This window comes from Photobacterium sp. DNB23_23_1 (genome assembly GCF_052873815.1).
The window spans coordinates 430261-451334 of the sequence record NZ_JBNNXT010000001.1 but is presented as its reverse complement, the minus strand read 5'-3'; the positions used below and the strand labels follow the sequence as shown (position 1 = coordinate 451334).

Below are 21074 nucleotides of genomic sequence, written 5' to 3'. Positions count from 1 at the left end.
TACTCCAAGAGTTTTCATCAACTCACTACAACTATTTCTTTATTATTACTGTCAGGTAAAGATTCTGGGTCAAAGCCATCTTTCATCAAATAGTATTTCTTATATACAATAGCACTCAAAGTCATAAGAATTGCCGGTAGTAATAACATCAGTATTTTTATACCGACAATAGCGCTTTCACTCTGCTCAATATTAGGAACATAGCCAACAATTGAAAGTCCAATGCCAATAAAAAATCCTGCAAATGCCGCAGAGAATTTAACTAACATTGTCTGTACTGAAAAAATAATGCTCTCACTTCGTCTACCTGTTTTATACTCACCATAATCGACAACATCAGCCAGCATCACAGTAGATAGGCCGTTACCAAAACCATTACCAAGCCTGAACATGAAACCAGCAGCACCGACAAGGATGACACTTTCAGGACTGAAAACGCTTGAGATAAACAGCACACCAAAACAGCCGATAGGGAAGAAACATGCTAAAAACCACATAATCCGTCTAGAGAATAAAGTTGACAGATATGGAAAAGAAACAATCCCTAAAATCTCAGCAAAACCTGAAACAAGCATAAAGATTGGGAACAAATGAGGTTTATTTAATCCGTATGTAAAATAATAAATCGCAAAACCGCTGATTAGCTGACCCGCAATATTAAACGTCAGTACGGTTCCAATTAAAGCTTTTAATTGATCATTATGCTTAATAATACCGATGACATCTTTTACGGTAAACTTCTTAAATTGGCTTTCAGGTGTATAAGCTTCCTTAACGTTTTTTACCATAATAAAACTACAAATTACGAACAGTGCCACAATTATAAAAGCCGAAACCAAGAAGCCGTTACCTTGGTCACCCTCTCCTAACTTGCTAATTACCGTGAGTCCATATGCTCCCGTTGTCATCCATGCAATACTGGCAGCAACACGTACCCAAACAACAACTTTTTCCCGGTCTGAACGAACTTTTGTTAAAGCAGGAAGTATTGACCAGAATGGAATATCAAGAATCGTAAAAGATATACCCCAAAGTATATAAGTAACAAATACATAACCATATAGTAACCACCCATCGACTAGGTGAGCACTGAATACAGCGATTAACATAACCGAGTTAACCAAGGTACCAACTAAGATCCATGGTCTAAATTTACCAAATCGACTTTTTGTATTATCAACAATCATTCCCATTATTGGATCAGTTATTGCGTCTATAACTCTGACAATAAGGAATAAAGTACCGATAAATGCAGTAGAAATGCCAACTACATCGGTATAGTAAAACATCAGGTAGATATATATAATAGCGCAAGCATAATTGGCACCTATCGACCCGATTCCATAAGAAACCTTCTCTTTGATACTGATATTTTTCATAAACGCCCCTTAAGCATTTAAAATTATCACTCTATTTTTTATTTCTCTAAACCATAAATCACATAAAAACAATTTATTAAATACTATTTTGTAATTAATTATTTTTTAATTAATTTTATACTATTCAATACTTAACAGGTTAAACTGAATCTTGTGATATAGTTTTCATAAATGTCACAAAGTTTACTAATGTTAGTTAAGTAAAGTGCTTGATCTAACACTCACTTTCTAAGCAACTACAAAAAGCATGATAAAAATCTGTATATTGACAAAAGAGTCATTAAAAATGGAATTAATAAAAAATTCAAACCAGATTTTTTCGTAACTGTAAACACAAATGAGTATCAATATCTCATAGAACGTCCTCTGAGAGTAAAAAAACACTCAATTTAACCAGGAATAAATTTAGCCATCATCAATTCTGTAATCCCTACGTACACCTCAATCTTAAAATTATTGTTCGATTTCTATTTCCTTTCTATAAACTTACTTTTACTCTCTCATATTATTCAACTATTTTTGCATATCAATCATGCCAACTCATTTAAAAGAGCTCACAACAGAGCAAGGGATTAGCCCGAAACATATCCGGCAATTTAATCGGCGTCAGATTCTCAAGCTCCTTTATCACTACAAAGGACTCAGCAAGTCGGAGCTAGCAAAGTTAACTCAACTATCTATTCCTGCTGTAACCAATATCCTTGCTAGTTTGTTGCAAGATAATTGGATTGAGCAGCATCATGTAATAAACGCTACGAGAGGAAACCACAAAGGTATTTTTCGCGTTTCAAAAAACCAACATGACACTGTTTGTGTTTATATCTCACCCAAGCAATTACGAGCTATCGTCGCTGATAACGAGATCCGCCCGATATCAAATTTGTTCGTCCATTCGATCAGTCCTGACACACCTGAAGCGATGCTAGAAAGCATCATTGCTATTATTGTGGCCGCGCGACAAGCTGCAGGCCAACGCCCTTACCGTCTTGCTTTGGCTTGCCACGGTCAGGTAGATACCAAGTCGGGAGCTTCCCTCCAAATGTCCCAAGCTCCTTGGTCTGGTAGTGTTGAATTTAAATACCTATTAGAACAGCGATTAAATGTAGATGTACTGATAGACAATGATTGCGTCATGATTGCGCTTGCAGAAAAGTGGCAGGGGAGTAACCTAGAAAACGATTACTGTATTCTGAATATTGATTATGGCATTGGTTCCTCATTCTTAATTGGCAATGATATATACCGTGGCAAACACTTCGGCAGTGGTCAGATAGGCCATACCACAATATCTCTTAATGGCGAAATGTGTGGTTGTGGGCGACGAGGATGTCTGGAAACATTAGCTTCTCTTAAAGCGATTGAGCAGAGCTATAATAATATGTCTCAGCAACAAGCCGTATCATTCGATACCATCCTCAAACGCTATCACGCAGGTGACTCTTTAGCTGAACGTATTATGCAACAGGCAGCAAAAGCGATTGGCCAAACGTTATATAACTTTCTAGTCACTCTCGATATTAACCAGATAATCCTTTACGGATCCACTTGTCAATTTGGCGAAAAATGGCTTGAAACTATCACTAGTCAAACCCTAACGAACCCATTTGAATCAGACTCCTCGCTTAGTCGGGAGCAAACACAGATCCGCTTTGGCATGTTGACCGATGAACAGTTATTGCTTGGGATCTGTTACCTATGGGTAGAGAAAGAGCTTGATAGCCTAATGTAGAAAAGGCAGCCCTTAGGCTGCCTGAAGATATATGCTAAAGAATTTTCGTTTAATATCTACATTTGATCGAATCAGTTCAAAGTCACATCACGTGCAACTCACATTCTACAAACAGAAGATTCTGCTCTAAAAAGACCGACTAGAGTTGCAACATCTTTGAACATATTCGCCTTCGTATGATCCGGCTTACGTTTAATCAACGTTTCGATGACCGCATGAAAGGCATCCAATGATTGATTATCCACCATCGCTAACCCTAATAAGCCCATTGCTTCGACAAGCTCACAATGACAATTTTGCTCGGTATCAAGATCCGCATCAAAAACAATCAAATCCGGAAGTGAGACAGCAAAAAAGTCCGGCTCCACATGATCCTTCTTATGATCATGCGCCCAATTGATCATATGCTCGTATACCTTCCGGGCAACCGTCTTGTCACCTTTAAGATTTAACGCTGCTGCCTGGTAAAACAAATAGTCCGCAGGCTGATCGTTGTAATAGCGACTCTGACCAATTTCCAACGTACCGTGTGTCGCTAACTCCAAGTGATGATCGGCAAGATCTTTCTTACCAACTTGCTTATAACACCAGCCTAACCAAAAGTGAATATCGTTATCACTCTGTCCAACAAGGCGCCCTTCCCCTAGATTCAACGGGTAGGTCAGTGAAGCCTCTAATACCTTAATGGCTAAATCATATTGTCCATTCTGGATAGCACCAAATGCTTGGCGCACTTGGTTAACAATATATTGCCCAGTCACTTTACCTTCCCCTCCTTCCCAAGGATGGAAAACCCTTTCTTGGAGCAATGAGCGCGCTTTTCCAAGCTGGTCGGTAACATTGTATAGGTTAAGTAACTCGGCGGTGAGGTCATCGCGCTTAAGTGCCAAAGGAAACGACAGTTCAAGCTTATCCAAACGTTGCTGTGGTGACTGAGCGTTCATCTTGCGAAGGTAATCAAGTTCAAACAGCACCCGAGCATCCTCTTGGGCAAACTCGAAGGCACGTTCCATATAATCTAACGCCAGTGTCGGATCATACAATTTATTAAAACTATACACTGACAAGTTACGATATGACGGAGCAAATTCACGATTGAGATCAATACTCCTTTGCCAGTGTGTTACCGCTTGCATGTAATCACGCTTGGCATAAAAGAAACACCCCAGTAAATAGTGAGCAAAGTAATGTCCATCAAATGCCTGCAGCACCATTACTTCCGTTAGAGTATTAGGGAACAACACATCTTGATTAAATTGCTGCTCAGCCTGATTAAACAGGTTGCCCTGAGGTGTATTTATTTGCCCCAAAAGAAATGCTTTATAGAACCATAAGACACCACTTTGGCTTTTAATACGCTCTAATGCCTCCAAAGCCAGTGCCCCTTCACCTAACGATAGGTAGAAATTTGCCAAGTGAATCGCATTAACTGTCCGGCCCGACGTCAACTGCTGAAAGCTCGCTAAAAGTTCAGCGTCACGTTTCATCAACCACCTCTGGAAAACAAGCGCATACGCTAAAGGGTACTGAACTAGTTGACGGTCAATGTACGCTTGTGCAGCGTCTTGACGACCCAATTTATCAAGTAATAACGCTTTCATTGCCATTGCTTGGTAATGCGTACCGTTAAACCGCAACACTTTCTCCACCAACTCAAGCGCCTGTAAATATTCTCTTTGTCGCATAGCTATACGAGCGGCACCATAAAAACCTATATCGCGGCAATTTCCACTCCAGGTTGACTTGTAAAAATCACTGTAAGCAAGTTCAAGTAATCCTTGTTTTTCCCTAGCACAACCGCGTAAAAAGCTTGCCTTTCCACACATAGGGTTTTTATTAAATTTATGTGACCGAGTTAACGCAGCATCACAATAGATTACAGTTTGTGGATAATCTGCCCGATTAAACGCCATAGCTGCAAGCGCAATATTACATAGATAGTTATTCGGGTCACGAACTAGCCCTTCATGATAATACGCTTCTGGTAACCGTGTAGCATGGTGATATTGCTCTAAGTGCTGGCCTATATAATAGAGCTCCTCAATACTGGATACATCTGCCGGTTTTTCCGGTGCGGTAGCTGGTTCCGGAATAGGAATATCCGTTATCTGTTGCTCGGTATAACTAAGTACAGGTGCTCCATCTTCGTCGGTCACCCTAATTGTCAATGGACCAACTTCGTCAATAATGAGTGTCCCATTTACTGACTGCGTTGGTTTCAGACTAATTCGCTGGTTAAGGTATTCATCGTTATCCCCCTGAATGCTGACAACGCAACGGTCAAGACATCCAATCGCATACACCCCCCACCTAACAGTATTACGGCCACCTTTTTCACTGCGTACTAAATTTAGTGCCAGCTGAGTATTTGCATTATGAACGACTCCCAGATCACTGTATGGCAGGAAGTTTTGGACAAATTGCTTTTCTTCATAGCTATCCAGCCAAGTAAAATCTGGTTGGTTATCGGTATAAACCCCAGTCATCAATTCAATATAAGGACCATTATGATCCGTCAGATTACGATCCCAGGCGAGACCAAAATCACAGTTACCCCAAGTCCATTGCTTTTTACCCGGCGACACATGATGATCTGCGATGTGCAACAAGCCACCTCGCTCAGAATGACTATACGCTCCAACAAAATCGTAAGCCGATTTATCAGCCATATAAGAGGTGGGAACAGGTAAATTCCGATAGCAAGAAATATCAGTACCCGGAGAATAATCCACTTTATAGTATTCACCGGTCGCAATGGGAAAATCCGACACATCACGCTTACCGTGATCATAAACGGCGGTGACATCTGGCGGGAATATACTCTGATGATCATCACCCCCTTTGACTGCAGGGTTTGACCACCACAAAAACTGGCGAGGAGTTTCATTACCGTTATACACCTTACCGGTGATTTCAATAAGTGCTTTATCTGTATACAGTTTGAAGCCAGCCATCACCTGCAAACCATACATATGCTCGATTTCTCCCATCCACACTGTGGCAGAACCGTCATCATGATGTTCAATTTTGAAGTCAACTGGCATAAAAGTGGTTGGGCGATGATGCTGTGGCCAATTAAATTCAATACCACCTGAAATCCAAGGCCCAAGCAACCCAACGAGAGCTGGCTTAACGACGTCGTTGTAATATACAAAGTCTCGTTGTTTCACCTTGTCATAGGCGCGATGGATACGCCCACCAAGTTCAGGCAATAACATTACCCGTATATAATCATTTTCAATGAAAATAGCCTGATAGATTTTATCCGTTTTCACATCTGAAATACTGTCAATCACACCGTATGGATACACATTTCCTGATGATCCCTGATACACACGGCTTTCTAGAAACAGTGGATTAGGATCCACGTCTCCAACTTCATAAGTCGAAAGAACCACCTCTTCAATCCACGCTTGTACGGCGTTATTCATTGCCATATCCCCTCATCTGTTACTTTACTTGATAACAGTGTATGAGGTGTCAGCATTAGACACTCAACAACCAGTCACGAACTTTACTAAATAAAGTTAACGAAAAAGTGAGAGGTCAGCGCATAAGGCAACAGAGCTTGGTTTCTGGGCTAGTCAGTAACGCAGGAAAAGCGATCACATTTATTCTCAACATACACAAGCTTCATGCCAAAGATATCTGCTCTAACTGCCGAAATGGCTGAATTATCATAGAGCCCCTAAAAATGGCGAACATTCAGTTCGCCTTACATTCACGATGACAAACTACTTCGAAAAAGTACTTAAATCGATTTCGTACCGCTCTAGTACTTCCTGCATCTGGAGCTTTTTTTGTCCGGCAGATACCGCCATGACCTTAGCGGTCACATCTGAGATCTCCCCCTGGGTGATACCAGCCTTTTTGGCTTGCTTGAGATAATAGTTAGTACAAGGCAGACAATTCATTGCCATTGCCGCCGCGAGACCGACTAGTAACTCTGTTTTAGTATCTAGGTGCTCATTGTCGTGGGTCGAGCGATAGAACGCACCATAAGTTTCCTGATGTTTCCCTAACATATCCCCTCCTTGGTAATTTAATGCCACTTGAAAATAGGTATAAAGTAGCATAAAAACAGGAGGGTAACTTAGATAGACATAATTGACAAAAAAAACCATTTATCAATCACTTAAATAACAATATCTCATCAAATCGAACTATACAGATAAAGCATTTTTGATTATTAATTAGTATGAACCATAAAGCCTCGTGATATACCCAAGTAACTTCCAGATTCTCGGGTATACCACGAGGCTTTAATCAGGCTAATTCGATTAATATTAGTTACTGGCCTGCTCATGGTGTTTGGTGAGTTGTTTATAAAGCACATCTTTTAAAACCATACGCTGGTGTTTTAAATCATGCATATTGGTGTCATCAATTGGGCTACCTGAGATTTCCAACTGACGAATGTCATAATCAAGTTCATGGTAGCGCTGAAGTTCGGCTTTGAACGTCGGATCATCGTGGTTGAGCTGAACAATATCTAATTTGAGTTCTGGAAAATCTAAAATAAACGCATGGTTTTCATTTAGCATCGGCATTCCCTCATTCGTTGGCATACAACCTAGTATAGAGTCTACATAGATGAAAAACTGTGTCCTAGCTTTTATCGCGAGTGAAATATCGTTGTAAAGCTACCTATCAATCGATGCTCCCCATGAAGTGGCGCTATGGTATCTTGCCCATCATAGTCAAAAAGCGCTCAGCCTCTTACAGCATTACCATAACCTTCAGCGTTTTTAGCTCCCCGCTAGTTAATGAACACATCATCAAATGACATAACTCTAACTTTAACTCATTCAAAAGACAGTAGAATAATTATACCCAGTACACGATTTAAAGGGATGGCATGTTTAAATTACAGCCACAACACTCCATGTATGACATTGCTTGCCAAGCGGAGCAAGTCGGCCGTGTGACTGTTGTTTGTTCAGAGCATCAGCTGAACTGGATACATGATATTGAGTTCGCCGGTGTAGAATTCGTCATCACAACAGCAGCGGATTGTAACAAGTATAACTTGAAGCGGATCCCTTCCATCCTGTTCCATGAACATGGATTTATCACCAGCGGAATAAAGTTATCAACGGCCATTCGAGATCTCGAAAAGATTTTGTTGAGAAAGGCGAAGTACAACAAAAGGTAGTGATAATTCAATAAAAGTCATACGACACTTTTTGGATAGAGTATTCACCGCATTGATTGAATTTTGTGAAGGCCTGCAACTCTTGTGCTAACGCCGCTAAAAAAGCGTCACGCTCTTTCAAAGAAGGCTCGACATACAGATGCATCAATTCAAGTTTTGAAGCTGGTTTGTTGACTTTACAATCGGCTCTGGCAACAAGTTTGCCATCCCACAATATTGGCAAGCAAAAGTACCCAAATTTACGCTTAGGTGCTGGCACGTAACATTCCAGCTGATAATCAAAATTAAAAATAGTACTGGTTCTATTTCTCTGTATGAGCATGTTATCAAAGGGAGACAGTATTCTCGCATGCTTACGAGTCAATCTTGTATTCAGCAAGAACAAAGACTCTGAACAGGTAAAGTATTCGTCATCGCTGATTATGATCTTCTCGATTTCACCGCTCTCAAGCAACTGCTCCAACACGCACTTTACTTGCGCTTTCACTCCCTTCAGAAGATAAGTCATTTCGGCTAACGTACCAAAGCCGTTAGCCTTTAGGTAACGAAAAACAAGAAATCGACCGTGCTCTTGCTGCGTAGGAACAGAGGCATCAATACCCTTTGGCAGTACACGCTCCGTTAAATCGTACACTTTGTGAAAGTTTCTGCGCTCAGAGATCATCAAATCTCCCTGCATATAGAGCATTTCCAACGCCTGCTTGGTCGGCTTACTTGCCCAACCATTTTTGTTTGTCCGTTGAGACTCAAAGTCTTTCGCCATTAACGGGCCATCAATTTCAATGCGGCTGAGTACGTTGGCCATCAACTTCGGGTCTTTTCGGTACCAATGATTTTCGACTCCTGACTTTATGGCGAGCTTACGGGGTAAAGTAAATCGGTAGTCATCCATCAGCAAATAAGATGCAGCATGGGACCAGTACTCAAACACCTTTCTATCTGCAACTAACTGATCAAGATGACCTAACCGATAATCCTGATTACGGCTCCACAGGGTATGGTGGTGAGCACGCTGAACAACAGAAATCGTATCTATCTGTACATAACCTAACCGACAAAATACCGATAGGGTCTTTGACAATGCATGGCCTTTGAGTTGCTTAGGCGAAAGACCTTGAGAAAGCAAAACAAGCTTCCTTGCCTCAGAGATAGAAAGTGACTTCATAATGACTTCGCGACTTGCATTTCCTTTGAACACCTTTCGATTTTCACCCTTGTTACTAGGCTTGTCCATGGTTGTCTATGTTGAATTAACATTTACACAACACAGATAGAGTTATCGCCACTCATAATGATAATTTAAAATTATCATTTTTATAATCTATGATAATTTAACTTAATATTTATTTCTCCATATACTCACTCCATCAAAACGAATCACGCAACAATCATCAGAGTCTGGAGCAAATTATGAAAATGAATCACGTTGGTATCATGGTCGGTGATATGGATAAAGCAGTAGAGTTTTATACCAATGCTCTTGGCCTTAATATCGTTATGGGCAACACCAAAGTTATTGAAGAGCGTGAGACAGCTATCGGCAGAATGTGTATCGCCGTATTTGGCGAAGGTTTTAAAGGCTTCAACATTGCCCACTTAGTCACCAGTGATGGTATTGGTGTTGAACTATTTGAAATGAAAGAGCGCCAAGAGCGACACGAAGTCGATTTCTCGCGCCTCGGCATTTTCCACTTTTGTCTTCAAACCGATGATTTTGCAGGTGTTATTGAGAAAGTTGAAAAGTTCGGCGGAAAAGTACGTATGGACATCATGCGCTATCACCCAGAAGATGATAACAAGCCAGCGAAAATGGTTTACCTAGAAGACCCGTTCGGTAACCTGTTTGAGCTTTACTCTCACACTTACGAAGAAACTTACGCGTCTGATTACGAGTAACGGATTAAAAAGAAGAAAAGCCAGCCTCTTTAAGGCTGGCTTTGTCATTTCATTTAGCATCAACTCGCCGTCTTCAATGGCAATACATTGGCAGTATTATTTACCGACTCACATAACAGGATGAAAGCGATAGCAAAAATAGGCATGTGACCCAACACATCTTTTGGCCCTGCGACATAGGTAGTGATAAGAAAAATTGTTGCCAGTAACCCCACCACTAACCGGTTGGCTAACCCCAGTATCAACATCAAGCCAAGCAGCGCCTCACTTAATCCGACAAACCAAACAAAATGATGGTTGGTGAAATTCTCCCATCCGAATAGTTGAAAGAAATTATAGTAAGGGTACATATCAAGGAAAGTAAGCGATAAACCTGGCAACATCAATTTATTATGAATCCCTAATATCAGCAATTGTAAACCCAACATCATTCTCAACAAGTTTACTGCCGCCTGTCGACCACCCAGTGGGTATACAAGGCCTGAAAACATTTTTTTATCAAACGGCGAAATATAGGGACCAATCAGTATCAGTGCGCCACCAATTCCTAACAATTCAGGCAAGTAATCAATAACAGCCGAAAAAGGCAATAATATACTCGAAGCCGCCGCAATTAATATTATGACGATACCACTGATGGTGACAGAAAACACCATAACCGTTGCCACCGCAATTTGCAGAATAATACCAATCAATTCTTGGCCTGTGTTTAATTGTAGGTTCGGCGCAATAAACTCGCCAAATACAACATTAAGAATAAAAAACAATGCCATAACAACGGTTAATATACGCCAGAAAAAATAGGTATCAGTCATTACGGGATTTGATGTAATCGGGCCCAACAAACCTCTTCGGGTAATAAATGAGGCAATAAGACAAAACCCAAGAATAAAGGTTAAAATAGAGGCAAATAATATATCAACAGGTAAAGTGGCATCCGTATACTCCGACGAGTTAACAAACCACCGAACATGAGCCCACGTTGGTAATGAAAATAAACCAAAAACGAAGAGTAAAATCAATTTCATTCTTTTTTCTCCTTGCTGTGAGTTAGTCCCCACGCCGATGAAGGGGCTATTCCACTTTCAAGTGATGATAAAAATTGCTCGAGCTGTTTAAGTTGAAATGGGAAAAGGTATAGCGGCTCTAGTTCTGTATGATTCAAGCCATTGCGAGGGGAACGATTATAGTAATCCAATACCTCGCTGAGATGATAAAATGAGCCATTATGCATATATGGAGCGGTCAGGGTGATATTTCTCAGGGAAGGTACTTTAAACGCATGGCGCAACTCTTCCCCGTCTGTTTTTAAGTAAATGAGCTCATCACAACTCCCTTCACCTTTGTCAGCATAACGGCTAAGGCAGTTGAACTCATTGGATGATAGCTGAGCAATGACGGCTAAACGCCCTTCATCTCGGTGACTTCCCGGTACTGCTGTTGTTGTAAAGTCGCCATTAGAAAACATGGGGCCACTGTGACAACGTACGCATCGCCCGCTATCACTAATAAATAGCCTAAGCCCTGCTTCTTCAGCTGGGCTCAACAATTGGCTCGCTGATATATAATCCTCTTCGACAATAGCATCGACATACCGATCAAACCTTGAAACAGCAGGCATCAAGCGTGCTTGATAGGCTGCCAAGGCTTTCCCCACCAAGGCATATGTTTGATTAATTCTATTGCGCTGAGCTTTCGTTAAACGATGCCAATTTTCAATACTATTTACTGGAGACGCTTGCTTTGGCAGTGAGCTTTGTTCTTCAACCAGTTCTACTAACGATGCGGTTTTACCAAATGCTGCCTTAAAATCATCTAAAAAGTAGTCCAGAACAACGTGGACTACCTCAAGCCGGGTTAGCGCATGTTCAGTGGGATCTTCTAACGGAAATAATGCTTGAGACCACAGACTATCAGCCCGACCATCCCAAAATAGCCAAGTAGAACCAACAGCACCAACCACAGTGGGAGTATTACGTTTACCGTCAACTGGTTTGCCTGACGTGAAGTAATATTTAGGTTGGTGGCAATGAGCGCAAGACATATCCCCTTTTCGGCTTAACTGTGACGAGAAGAACAGCTTTTTCCCTAGTGCTGCAGCCGCATCATTAGCTAAATACGCATTACCGGGATCTGTTACAGGTGGTAAGCTAGACAGTTGTAATGACTGAAGTTGTTTCAATTCGACCTGACTCCAGCCATGACGAGAAGTCGGCATTTCATCCAAGCACCCAATTACAATCGTGCACAGAGATAAATAAATGAAAAATTTAAAGAGTAAACTCAAAAGTAAATTCATGGTCACGCTCTCTGTCGTCCTTACACGAAAAGACAACTTGCCAAAGGCCTGGCATTTGAAATTTCAAACCATCTATTCGATAACTTCCAGCCTCTTTACCATGATGCCATTGCGGCTGGGTAGGTAAGCCATGTCGATGAGCGGGCATTCCCCCTCTCACTGGCAGTGGACTGCAGTTCATCGCAACACCTTTGTCATCAGTGATCATCAATTGCCAACTATGTATCTGATTAAGTGGTAGATCTTCAGCTTGCTGAACACGTTGTGCCATCCAGCCAAACTCACTCACAGCCTCATTATTCTCTGGTGATTTAGCAAATGCATTATGGAAAAATACACTAAAAAAAATGATGAAGCTTGGACTCCAAATCATAAAAAAATCACCATGCAGTATTATTTTGTTGTTAAACTTAATCATAATCTTCGTATTTATAATTACTTATTAATTCTATGACATAATAAATCAAAAAATTTCAGACAAGTTAACCATTAAACTTCAAACATAATGTTTCCAACATATAAATATAGAAAATGCTATTGAGAAACATCTCAAAGTTGTAGCAAAATTTACTTTGTGAAGCGGCGCAACAAAATAAAGAATAACCAAGCACTGATGCATAATTTATTGGTCAATAACCGCCATTTATAACCTTAATCCACTCGTGGTTATTTAGCCATGTTCAAAATTAAAATCTTTATTACATCTCGGAATAAGATAAGAAAAGTCGGTATCAAAGTTAACGTTGTTGATACTACGGAGGGCTGACGATGTGCTCATGGTGCATTCAAGATAAGACAAACTGATAAAACTTTAAATAGACAAGGGCTGATCATTTCATCTCCATTAATTTCTTGATTATTTTTGTTTTATAAATCAATCACTACATAAAATCGGGTATACTCTACGGCAAAGCATCACTGCGGTTTATGATCTGACACAACGGCTAAAGGGGGTTGGATAACACTATGGTTTTCGACGCAATTCTTACCTTGTCACAACAAGGAAAAATGTTCGCTAATCCTCGTCGTATCGCCCTATTGAAAGCGATTTCATCGACAGGCTCGATTAGCCAAGGAGCCAAACAAGCCGGGATCAGTTATAAAGCTGCTTATGATGCTATTAGAGAAATGAACAACCAGTCTGAATCCCCACTTATCGAAAGTGAAAAGGGAGGAAAAGGTGGTGGCGGTGCTTCACTCACTCACCGCGGGCAAAGACTGATACAAATGTACGAACTGCTTGATCAAATCCAATCCATGGGATTGGAAGCGCTTAATGATGAGTCTGTACCACTGCACAGCTTACTGGGTGTCATGAGTAAATTGTCATTGCAAACCAGCGCCAGAAATCAACTTTTTGGTACCATTGCAAAAATAGAAAACCATGCGCTCCATGATCAGATCACGGTCGTCTTACAAGAAGACATAAAGCTTACAGCCACTGTCACCCACGGCAGTACAATTCGGTTAAACCTTCAACCGGGTAAAGATGTTGTTGCCCTTATCAAAGGACCAGCCATTGATATCAAATTGCCCTCCTCTAAAACTGAAGACTTATCAGATCACAATTGGTTAAAAGGGAAAATAAAAGCTATCGAGGAAGATGACAACTCAGTCGAAGTTACTTTAACCCTGAATCAGGAAGATGAGATTTGTGCCCTAATTGATAAAGGGAGCGAAGATGTTTCACAGCTTTGTATTGGGAGTGAAGCCTATGCCGTTTTCTCCAGTGCCCAGGTAATCTTGGCAACCCTGAGCTAACTTGGCATAAATAAATCGCTAATTGAATTTGATACAGGAACTCTGAAAAGGGTTGTAGACTTCCCCTTGTAACAGGCAGTTTTCCAGATAACGATAATCCAGATACTGAAATGCAAACAGCAGTAAGACAGAAATCACCATCCCTATCAATGACACTCTCATCAGCCACAATTTTTTGCTCTTCATGGCATACAGCATAACAGCCACCGAAACTGGGGCAATGCTAAGAAGAACAGGTTGAAGCTGAAGTACGATTACCATCACGAGCAGTCCATTAAGGTGATTAAAGAGCGAGCACGGCATAATAATACGCTTTTAGCATACCCGATATCAAAGTAAAGTCGCGGCCTTTGCAAAACCTTACACAAAAATCACATCCTCCCCTGCATAGATTTCTTGACAACGCACACAAAACATAAATTAAAAGCATATTTCTTCTGAGACCAATCACATTTTTCAACCATTATTAGTGCGCATCGAAACGTTTGCTTTTATATTCTCAGCCATCGAAACGTTTGCGTAATCGTTTCGATGGCGATTTATGACACAGATGACGCAGCCAAGCTTGGCACGACGTTAGAAGCATCACCACCATCAATAATTAAGGTGCAAGCATGAAAAAGAGCGCACTCATCAATTCTGAGCTGTCTTATTTGGTCGCTACTCTCGGCCATACCGATGAAGTCACTGTGTGTGACGCAGGTTTACCGGTTCCAGATGAAACCCAACGTATTGACCTTGCCCTTATTCCAGGTGTCCCGACTTTCATCCAGACGGTTAAAGCCTTGTTAGGCGAAATGCAGATTGAAGGTGTGGTGATGGCAGAAGAATTCAAGCAAGCCAGCCCTGATCACCACGATACACTGATTGCCCTACTTAACGAAGAAGAAGCGATGTGCGGAAAAACAATCAACATCACTTATGTTCCTCACGAAGCATTTAAAGTACACACCCAAAGCAGTAAAGCGGTGATCCGCACGGGTGAATGTACCCCGTATGCCAATGTCATTTTCCAATCCGGCGTTGTTTTTTAAGCACACCTGTGGTTTCAAGGCCTAGTTGCAAGGACTCCCTATGACTCAGCCAATTCTAGAACTCAAGGACATCGAAAAAGCTTTTCCCGGCGTCAAAGCCTTGGATAAAGCCAGCCTGAATGTCTACCCAGGTAAGGTCATGGCCTTGATGGGTGAAAACGGCGCAGGTAAATCAACTCTCATGAAAGCGTTGACCGGCATCTATCACATGGATGCAGGTGAAATTCGCTATCAGGGTGAAACCGTCAACTTCAGTGGTCCACGCCATTCGCAAGAAGCGGGTATCAGTATTATTCACCAAGAGTTAAACCTGCTCCCTGAATTGACCATTGCCGAGAATATCTATCTTGGCCGCGAAAAAACCAACTCTTTTGGTGGTATCAGGTGGTCACAGATGTACAGGGAAGCCGACGCCCTGCTGGCACGCCTGAATGTTAAGCACAGCTCGCGTAGCTTGCTTGGTGAGCTGAGCCTTGGCGAACAGCAAATGGTAGAGATTGCCAAAGCCCTGTCCTTCAAATCCCAAGTCATCATCATGGATGAGCCGACAGACGCCCTCACCGACACCGAAACAGAATCACTGTTCAAAGTGATCAATGAGTTGCGCGCTGAAGGCACAGGCATTGTCTATATCTCCCACCGCTTGAAAGAGATCTTCGAGATCTGTGATGACATAACAGTGCTTCGCGACGGGAAATTCATCGGTCAACGCGCCGTTGCTGATATTGATGAAGACACCATGATCGAGATGATGGTTGGCCGCCGTCTCGACGAACAATACCCTCGCGTCGATGCAAAACATGGCACTACTTGCCTTGAAGTAAAAGGCCTTAATGGTGCTGGGGTCAAAAATGTCAGCTTTACCTTGGATCGCGGTGAGATCTTGGGGATCTCCGGCCTAATGGGAGCTGGCCGCACCGAATTGATGAAAGTCATTTACGGTGCACTGAAGCGTGAATCCGGTGATGTCGTTCTTGATGGCAAAGCAATCAATCCATTAAGTCCACAAGACGGTCTAGCCAATGGCATCGCTTATATTTCTGAAGATCGTAAGGGTGAGGGTCTGATCCTCGGCCTATCCGTGAAAGAAAACATGTCGATTTGTTCACTGGAGCAACTGTCAAAAGGTGTCCAGCTTCAACACTACGACGAAGTGACGGCTGTAGAAGATTTCATTCGTCTATTTAACATCAAGACCCCAAGTCATAACCAGATCATCGGTAACCTGTCTGGCGGTAACCAGCAGAAGGTCGCTATCGCTAAGGGTTTGATGACTAGGCCTAAAGTTCTGATCCTGGACGAACCGACTCGCGGTGTTGATGTCGGCGCCAAAAAAGAAATCTACCAGCTAATCAACCAATTCAAGTCAGAAGGGATGAGCATCATTCTTGTTTCTTCTGAGATGCCGGAAGTACTCGGCATGAGTGACCGTATTTTGGTCATGCACGAAGGTAAAATCAGTGGCGAATTCATGGCTGAAGATGCCGACCAAGAAAAACTTCTTGCCTGCGCTGTGGGTAAACAAATCAACGAGGTAGCAGCATGAGTAGCAACGCTATGACCAAACAACAAAACACTGGTAGCACCAAGCTATTTAGCAAAGAATGGCTAATCGAACAGAAGTCTCTGATTGCCCTCGTGTTCCTTATTGTCGTGGTGTCATTCCTGAACCCGAACTTTTTCACTGTCGACAATATCCTGAATATTCTGCGCCAGACCTCAGTGAATGCCATCATTGCCGTGGGTATGACTCTGGTTATCCTGACTGCGGGTATTGACCTGAGTGTTGGCTCCGTCCTTGCGTTGTGTGGTGCCTTCGCCGCTACGTTGATTGGCATGGAGGTCCCAGTCCTGATCGCCGTACCGACTGCCTTGCTAGCCGGTGCCGCGCTGGGTGCGATAAGTGGTGTGATTATCGCCAAAGGTAAGGTCCAGGCTTTCATCGCGACACTGGTTACCATGACGCTGCTGCGTGGTGTGACCATGGTATACACCGATGGTCGACCAATCTCAACAGGCTTTACTGATGTTGCCGACAGCTTTGCATGGTTCGGTACGAGTTACGCTATGGGTATCCCTGTGCCAATCTGGCTGATGGTGATTGTATTTGCTGCAATCTGGTACCTACTAAATCACACCCGTTTCGGTCGCTACATCTACGCCCTGGGTGGTAACGAATCAGCAACTCGCCTATCGGGTATCAATGTGGATCGCGTCAAGATTGGGGTTTATGCCATCTGTGGTCTGCTTGCCGCACTTGCCGGTATCATCGTGACTTCTCGCCTGTCTTCAGCGCAGCCTACAGCTGGTATGGGCTACGAGCTTGATGCTATCGCAGCTGTTGTTCTTGGCGGCACCAGCCTAGCCGGTGGTAAAGGCCGCATCATGGGTACTCTAATTGGTGCACTGATCATCGGCTTCTTGAACAACGCCCTTAACCTATTGGATGTCTCCTCCTACTACCAAATGATTGCAAAAGCAGTGGTAATTTTGCTGGCAGTCCTTGTAGATAATAAAAATAAGTAATACCAATCTGGATAAATAGTTGACCAAGGATTTGCACAGGAAAAATCGTTGTTATCAAGGCAGAGATTGCAGTAACTAGTGGTTCTAATTATAAAATCTCTAACACAGAGAACAGCGATTTTAACCTGCAAGACTGAGCAAATATTTATGTAAGTTGGTATACCACAACTTCTGTGCGCGGGTAGCCCCCTGCCCGCCTTTACCCGACATATATAGAAAGGAATATAGAATGAAAAAGTTAGCTACCCTGATCTCTGCCGCCGTACTGTCAGCGTCATTCAGCTCTACGGCTGCCGCGCAGGACACGATGGCTATGGTCGTATCAACGCTGAACAACCCATTCTTCGTCACCATGAAGGAAGGGGCTGAGGCCAAAGCAAAAGAACTGGGCTATAACCTGATTGTTCTTGACTCACAAAACGACCCAAGCAAAGAGCTATCCAACGTGGAAGATCTTACTGTTCGTGGTGTGAAGGCAATACTTATCAACCCAACCGATTCTGATGCCGTTTCCAATGCCATCCGCATGGCAAACCGCTCGAAGATCCCGGTCCTAACACTAGACCGTGGTGCAAGCCGTGGAGAAGTAGTCAGCCACATCGCTTCTGACAACGTTGCAGGTGGGGAGATGGCCGGTAAATACATCATGGAAAAAGTGGGTGAACAAGCTCGCGTTATTCAACTAGAAGGTATCGCTGGCACCTCTGCTGCTCGCGAACGTGGTAAAGGCTTCATGCAAACGGTTGATAGTAGCGGTATGGAACTGCTAGCAAGCCAGCCAGCTGACTTCGACCGCACCAAAGGTCTTAACGTAATGGAAAACATGCTTGCCGCGAACCCAGACGTTCAAGCGGTATTTGCCCAGAACGATGAAATGGCACTGGGTGCCCTTCGCGCTGTTCAGGCTTCAGGCAAAGAAGTCCTAATCGTCGGCTTCGATGGTACTGAAGACGGCATCGCAGCGGTTAAACGCGGCATGCTTGGCGCAACCATCGCTCAGCAGCCTGATCTAATTGGTTCATTGGGTGTCGAAACTGCCGACAAGGTGCTAAAAGGCGAGCAGGTTGAAACAAACATCCCTGTGCCTCTGAAAGTGATTTCAGAATAAGAGAGGCACGAGGCCAGAAGCGATAGGCGATAGGTTCAAAGCCAATAGCCGGGCAGGATATAACGGAGCTTCGAGTTTTATCCTGCCTCCCAACAACCCAGAAAATGTTCAAAATCTATCGTTTAGCAAACAGCTCCCTCCCTACTGCTAAGCCATACATTTTGGCCAATGAGAATGAGAAAGGTCCCAATATGAATAAATTAATCGTTCTTGGCAGCGTGAACGCCGATCATGTTTTGCAAGTTGCCTCTTTCCCTCGTCCGGGGGAAACACTGCATGGCCATAGCTACTGTGTCATCCCTGGTGGAAAAGGGGCGAACCAAGCAGTGGCAGCCGCTCGCCTAGGCGCTGATATTGCCTTTATCGCATGTGTCGGTGATGACAGCTTCGGCCATGAGATGCGTGAAACATTTGCCAAAGAAGGCATGAATACCGATGGCGTAATGATTGAGAAAGGTATGCCAACCGGCATTGCAATGATTCAGGTCGCGGCAACGGGTGAGAACAGCATCGCCATTTCCGCTGAAGCCAATGGCTGCCTGAGCCCTGCTCGTATTGAACCGCACTACAACCTGATCAAGCAGGCCGATACACTATTAATGCAATTAGAAACACCGATGGCAACAATTGAAGCCGCGGCTAAAGTGGCCAAACAGGCAGGCACCCGCGTGGTACTCAACCCAGCCCCTGCCCAGCCATTATCGGATGACTTATTGCAACATATTGATATGATTACGCCTAATGAGACTGAAGCGGAATTGCTGACAGGTATCAAGGTAACCGATACCACCAGCGCTCAACATGCAGCCGATGCCCTTCACGACAAAGGTATCAAGCAGGTCATGATCACCTTGGGCAGCCAAGGAGTGTGGATCAGCGCAAACGGCGAAAGCCGTCAAGTCCTAGGCTATCGTGTTGATGCCAAAGACACGACCGCAGCCGGTGATACCTTCAACGGTGCCTTGCTGACCGGTCTGCAGGAAAACAAAGCGATGGACGATGCCATCCGCTTTGCCCATGCCGCTGCTGCAATTTCAGTCACCCGAATGGGTGCTCAAACTTCAATTCCGCACCGTCGTGAAGTGGAACGCTTTCTTATTGAGCATCAGTAAGTAATTGATACCGTGCCCACAGTGGCACGGTTCAGGGAGAACCTATGGCGACAATCAAAGATGTAGCAAAACATGCAGGAGTCTCGACTTCCACCGTTAGCCACGTCCTGAACAAAACCCGCTTTGTCAGTGAAGACATTTCTGTGCGCGTGATGGCGGCAGTGAAAGAGCTGAACTATGCCCCATCGGCGTTAGCGCGAAGCCTGAAGGTTAACCACACCCGCACTTTCGGCATGTTAGTCACCACTTCCACTAACCCTTTTTTTGGTGAAGTGGTAAAAGGAGTCGAGCGTCGCTGTTATGAACAAGGCTATAACCTGATCCTCTGTAACACCGAGGGTGATCTTTCCCGAATGAGAGACAGCCTTGATATCCTACTGCAAAAGCGTGTCGATGGACTGTTGTTGATGTGCAGCGAGGTTGATGGTCAGGCATTCGAGCTGTTTTCCCGCCACCAACCCGTACCCACAGTGGTCATGGACTGGGGTCCGATCGATTTCCCTAGTGACAAGATCCAAGATAACTCGCACCATGGTGGCTACCTCGCCACCAAGCATCTTATCGAGCAAGGCCATACTCAGATTGGCTGCCTAACTGGACCACTTGATAAGCTAACCGCTCAACAACGTTTGTCCGGTTATGCACAGGCAATGGAAGAAGCCGGTTTAGACGTCAATAAACAATGGATTGCATCAGGTAACTTCGAATGTGAAGGCGGTGAAATTGCCTTTAACGACGTATTGGCCAGAGGCCCGCTACCAACAGCACTCTTTGTGTGTAATGACATGATGGCAATGGGTGTAATTAACACCGCCAGCAAAAAAGGTATTCGTGTACCCGACGATCTCTCTATTGTCGGCTACGACGACATTAAGCTGGCGAAGTACATAACCCCATCACTGACTACCATCCACCAACCTAAGCACCGATTGGGCCAACAAGCGGTCGATATCCTGCTGGAGAAAATCCAGAATAAGCATGAAAGCAACAAGGTGATCCAACTAGAGCCAACACTGGTTGAGCGCGACAGCGTGAAGCGCATTCCATAAAGTATCTAAACTCAAGTGACTTCTCG

Annotated in this window: 18 protein-coding genes; 10 read left to right on the top strand and 8 right to left on the bottom strand. The window is 43.4% G+C overall.

Features of this window, described 5'->3' with window-relative positions; translation table 11 throughout:
- Positions 1-17: 17 nt before the first annotated feature.
- Entirely contained in the window at positions 18-1379 is a 1362-nt protein-coding gene (melB, locus tag ACVA53_RS01885; protein ID WP_255041883.1) for a melibiose:sodium transporter MelB, read from the bottom strand.
- A 532-nt stretch (positions 1380-1911) separates the two neighbouring features.
- Here melB and ACVA53_RS01880 point away from each other — a divergent pair.
- Positions 1912-3108 (top strand): ROK family transcriptional regulator, encoded by a 1197-nt coding sequence (locus ACVA53_RS01880; protein ID WP_255041882.1) that lies wholly within the window; start codon positions 1912-1914, stop codon positions 3106-3108.
- Between the two features lie 98 nt (positions 3109-3206).
- Here ACVA53_RS01880 and ACVA53_RS01875 read toward each other — a convergent pair whose 3' ends face one another.
- The 3 genes from ACVA53_RS01875 to ACVA53_RS01865 form a co-directional block, all read right to left on the bottom strand.
- Positions 3207-6539: a DUF5107 domain-containing protein gene (locus ACVA53_RS01875; RefSeq protein ID WP_255041881.1), complete on the bottom strand. Its 3333-nt coding sequence runs from the start codon at positions 6537-6539 to the stop codon at positions 3207-3209.
- A 303-nt stretch (positions 6540-6842) separates the two neighbouring features.
- A complete protein-coding gene (locus ACVA53_RS01870) occupies positions 6843-7133 on the bottom strand; it encodes a carboxymuconolactone decarboxylase family protein (RefSeq protein WP_255041879.1) in 291 nt (96 codons plus the stop codon).
- A 261-nt stretch (positions 7134-7394) separates the two neighbouring features.
- Positions 7395-7652 (bottom strand): YdcH family protein, encoded by a 258-nt coding sequence (locus ACVA53_RS01865; protein ID WP_255041878.1) that lies wholly within the window; start codon positions 7650-7652, stop codon positions 7395-7397.
- A gap of 314 nt (positions 7653-7966) precedes the next feature.
- Here ACVA53_RS01865 and ACVA53_RS01860 point away from each other — a divergent pair, with 314 nt between their 5' ends.
- Positions 7967-8263 (top strand): hypothetical protein, encoded by a 297-nt coding sequence (locus ACVA53_RS01860; protein WP_255041877.1) that lies wholly within the window; start codon positions 7967-7969, stop codon positions 8261-8263.
- Positions 8264-8270: 7 nt separating this feature from the next.
- Here ACVA53_RS01860 and ACVA53_RS01855 read toward each other — a convergent pair whose 3' ends face one another.
- Positions 8271-9428, bottom strand: a complete 1158-nt coding sequence (locus ACVA53_RS01855) for a winged helix-turn-helix domain-containing protein (protein ID WP_255041889.1) — start codon at positions 9426-9428, stop codon at positions 8271-8273.
- Positions 9429-9673: 245 nt separating this feature from the next.
- Here ACVA53_RS01855 and ACVA53_RS01850 point away from each other — a divergent pair, with 245 nt between their 5' ends.
- Complete coding sequence (locus ACVA53_RS01850; protein ID WP_255041875.1) at positions 9674-10159, top strand: VOC family protein; 486 nt, start codon at positions 9674-9676, stop codon at positions 10157-10159.
- A 59-nt stretch (positions 10160-10218) separates the two neighbouring features.
- Here ACVA53_RS01850 and ACVA53_RS01845 read toward each other — a convergent pair whose 3' ends face one another.
- From ACVA53_RS01845 to ACVA53_RS01835, 3 genes are read right to left on the bottom strand one after another with little or no spacing between them, the layout of a single operon-like run.
- Positions 10219-11187, bottom strand: a complete 969-nt coding sequence (locus ACVA53_RS01845; protein WP_255041874.1) for a hypothetical protein — start codon at positions 11185-11187, stop codon at positions 10219-10221.
- A complete protein-coding gene (locus ACVA53_RS01840) occupies positions 11184-12458 on the bottom strand; it encodes a cytochrome-c peroxidase (protein ID WP_446504394.1) in 1275 nt (424 codons plus the stop codon). Before ACVA53_RS01840 ends, ACVA53_RS01845 begins: the two co-directional genes overlap by 4 nt.
- Positions 12430-12876: a FixH family protein gene (locus ACVA53_RS01835; RefSeq protein WP_446504385.1), complete on the bottom strand. Its 447-nt coding sequence runs from the start codon at positions 12874-12876 to the stop codon at positions 12430-12432. The genes ACVA53_RS01840 and ACVA53_RS01835 overlap by 29 nt, the downstream gene beginning before the upstream one ends.
- Before the next feature lie 548 nt (positions 12877-13424).
- On the opposite strand from ACVA53_RS01835, the gene ACVA53_RS01830 reads away from it, so the two are divergent.
- The 7 genes from ACVA53_RS01830 to ACVA53_RS01800 all read left to right on the top strand — a co-directional run bounded on the left by ACVA53_RS01830 (position 13425) and on the right by ACVA53_RS01800 (position 21048).
- Positions 13425-14219: a TOBE domain-containing protein gene (locus ACVA53_RS01830; RefSeq protein WP_255041869.1), complete on the top strand. Its 795-nt coding sequence runs from the start codon at positions 13425-13427 to the stop codon at positions 14217-14219.
- 614 nt (positions 14220-14833) lie between these two features.
- On the top strand, positions 14834-15253 hold the full coding sequence (gene rbsD, locus ACVA53_RS01825; RefSeq protein WP_446504384.1) for a D-ribose pyranase: 420 nt from the start codon (positions 14834-14836) through the stop codon (positions 15251-15253).
- Between the two features lie 40 nt (positions 15254-15293).
- Positions 15294-16799, top strand: a complete 1506-nt coding sequence (gene rbsA / locus ACVA53_RS01820; protein ID WP_446504383.1) for a ribose ABC transporter ATP-binding protein RbsA — start codon at positions 15294-15296, stop codon at positions 16797-16799.
- Positions 16796-17779, top strand: coding sequence for a ribose ABC transporter permease (rbsC, locus tag ACVA53_RS01815; RefSeq protein WP_446504382.1), 984 nt, complete (start codon positions 16796-16798; stop codon positions 17777-17779). The genes rbsA and rbsC overlap by 4 nt, the downstream gene beginning before the upstream one ends.
- Positions 17780-18008: 229 nt before the next feature.
- Positions 18009-18887, top strand: coding sequence for a ribose ABC transporter substrate-binding protein RbsB (rbsB, locus tag ACVA53_RS01810; protein ID WP_255041862.1), 879 nt, complete (start codon positions 18009-18011; stop codon positions 18885-18887).
- Between the two features lie 191 nt (positions 18888-19078).
- A complete protein-coding gene (rbsK, locus tag ACVA53_RS01805) occupies positions 19079-19999 on the top strand; it encodes a ribokinase (RefSeq protein WP_446504381.1) in 921 nt (306 codons plus the stop codon).
- A gap of 44 nt (positions 20000-20043) precedes the next feature.
- Positions 20044-21048 carry a substrate-binding domain-containing protein gene (locus ACVA53_RS01800; protein WP_255041859.1) on the top strand — a complete coding sequence of 335 codons (1005 nt, stop codon included), beginning with the start codon at positions 20044-20046 and terminating at the stop codon, positions 21046-21048.
- The last annotated feature ends 26 nt before the right edge of the window (positions 21049-21074 follow it).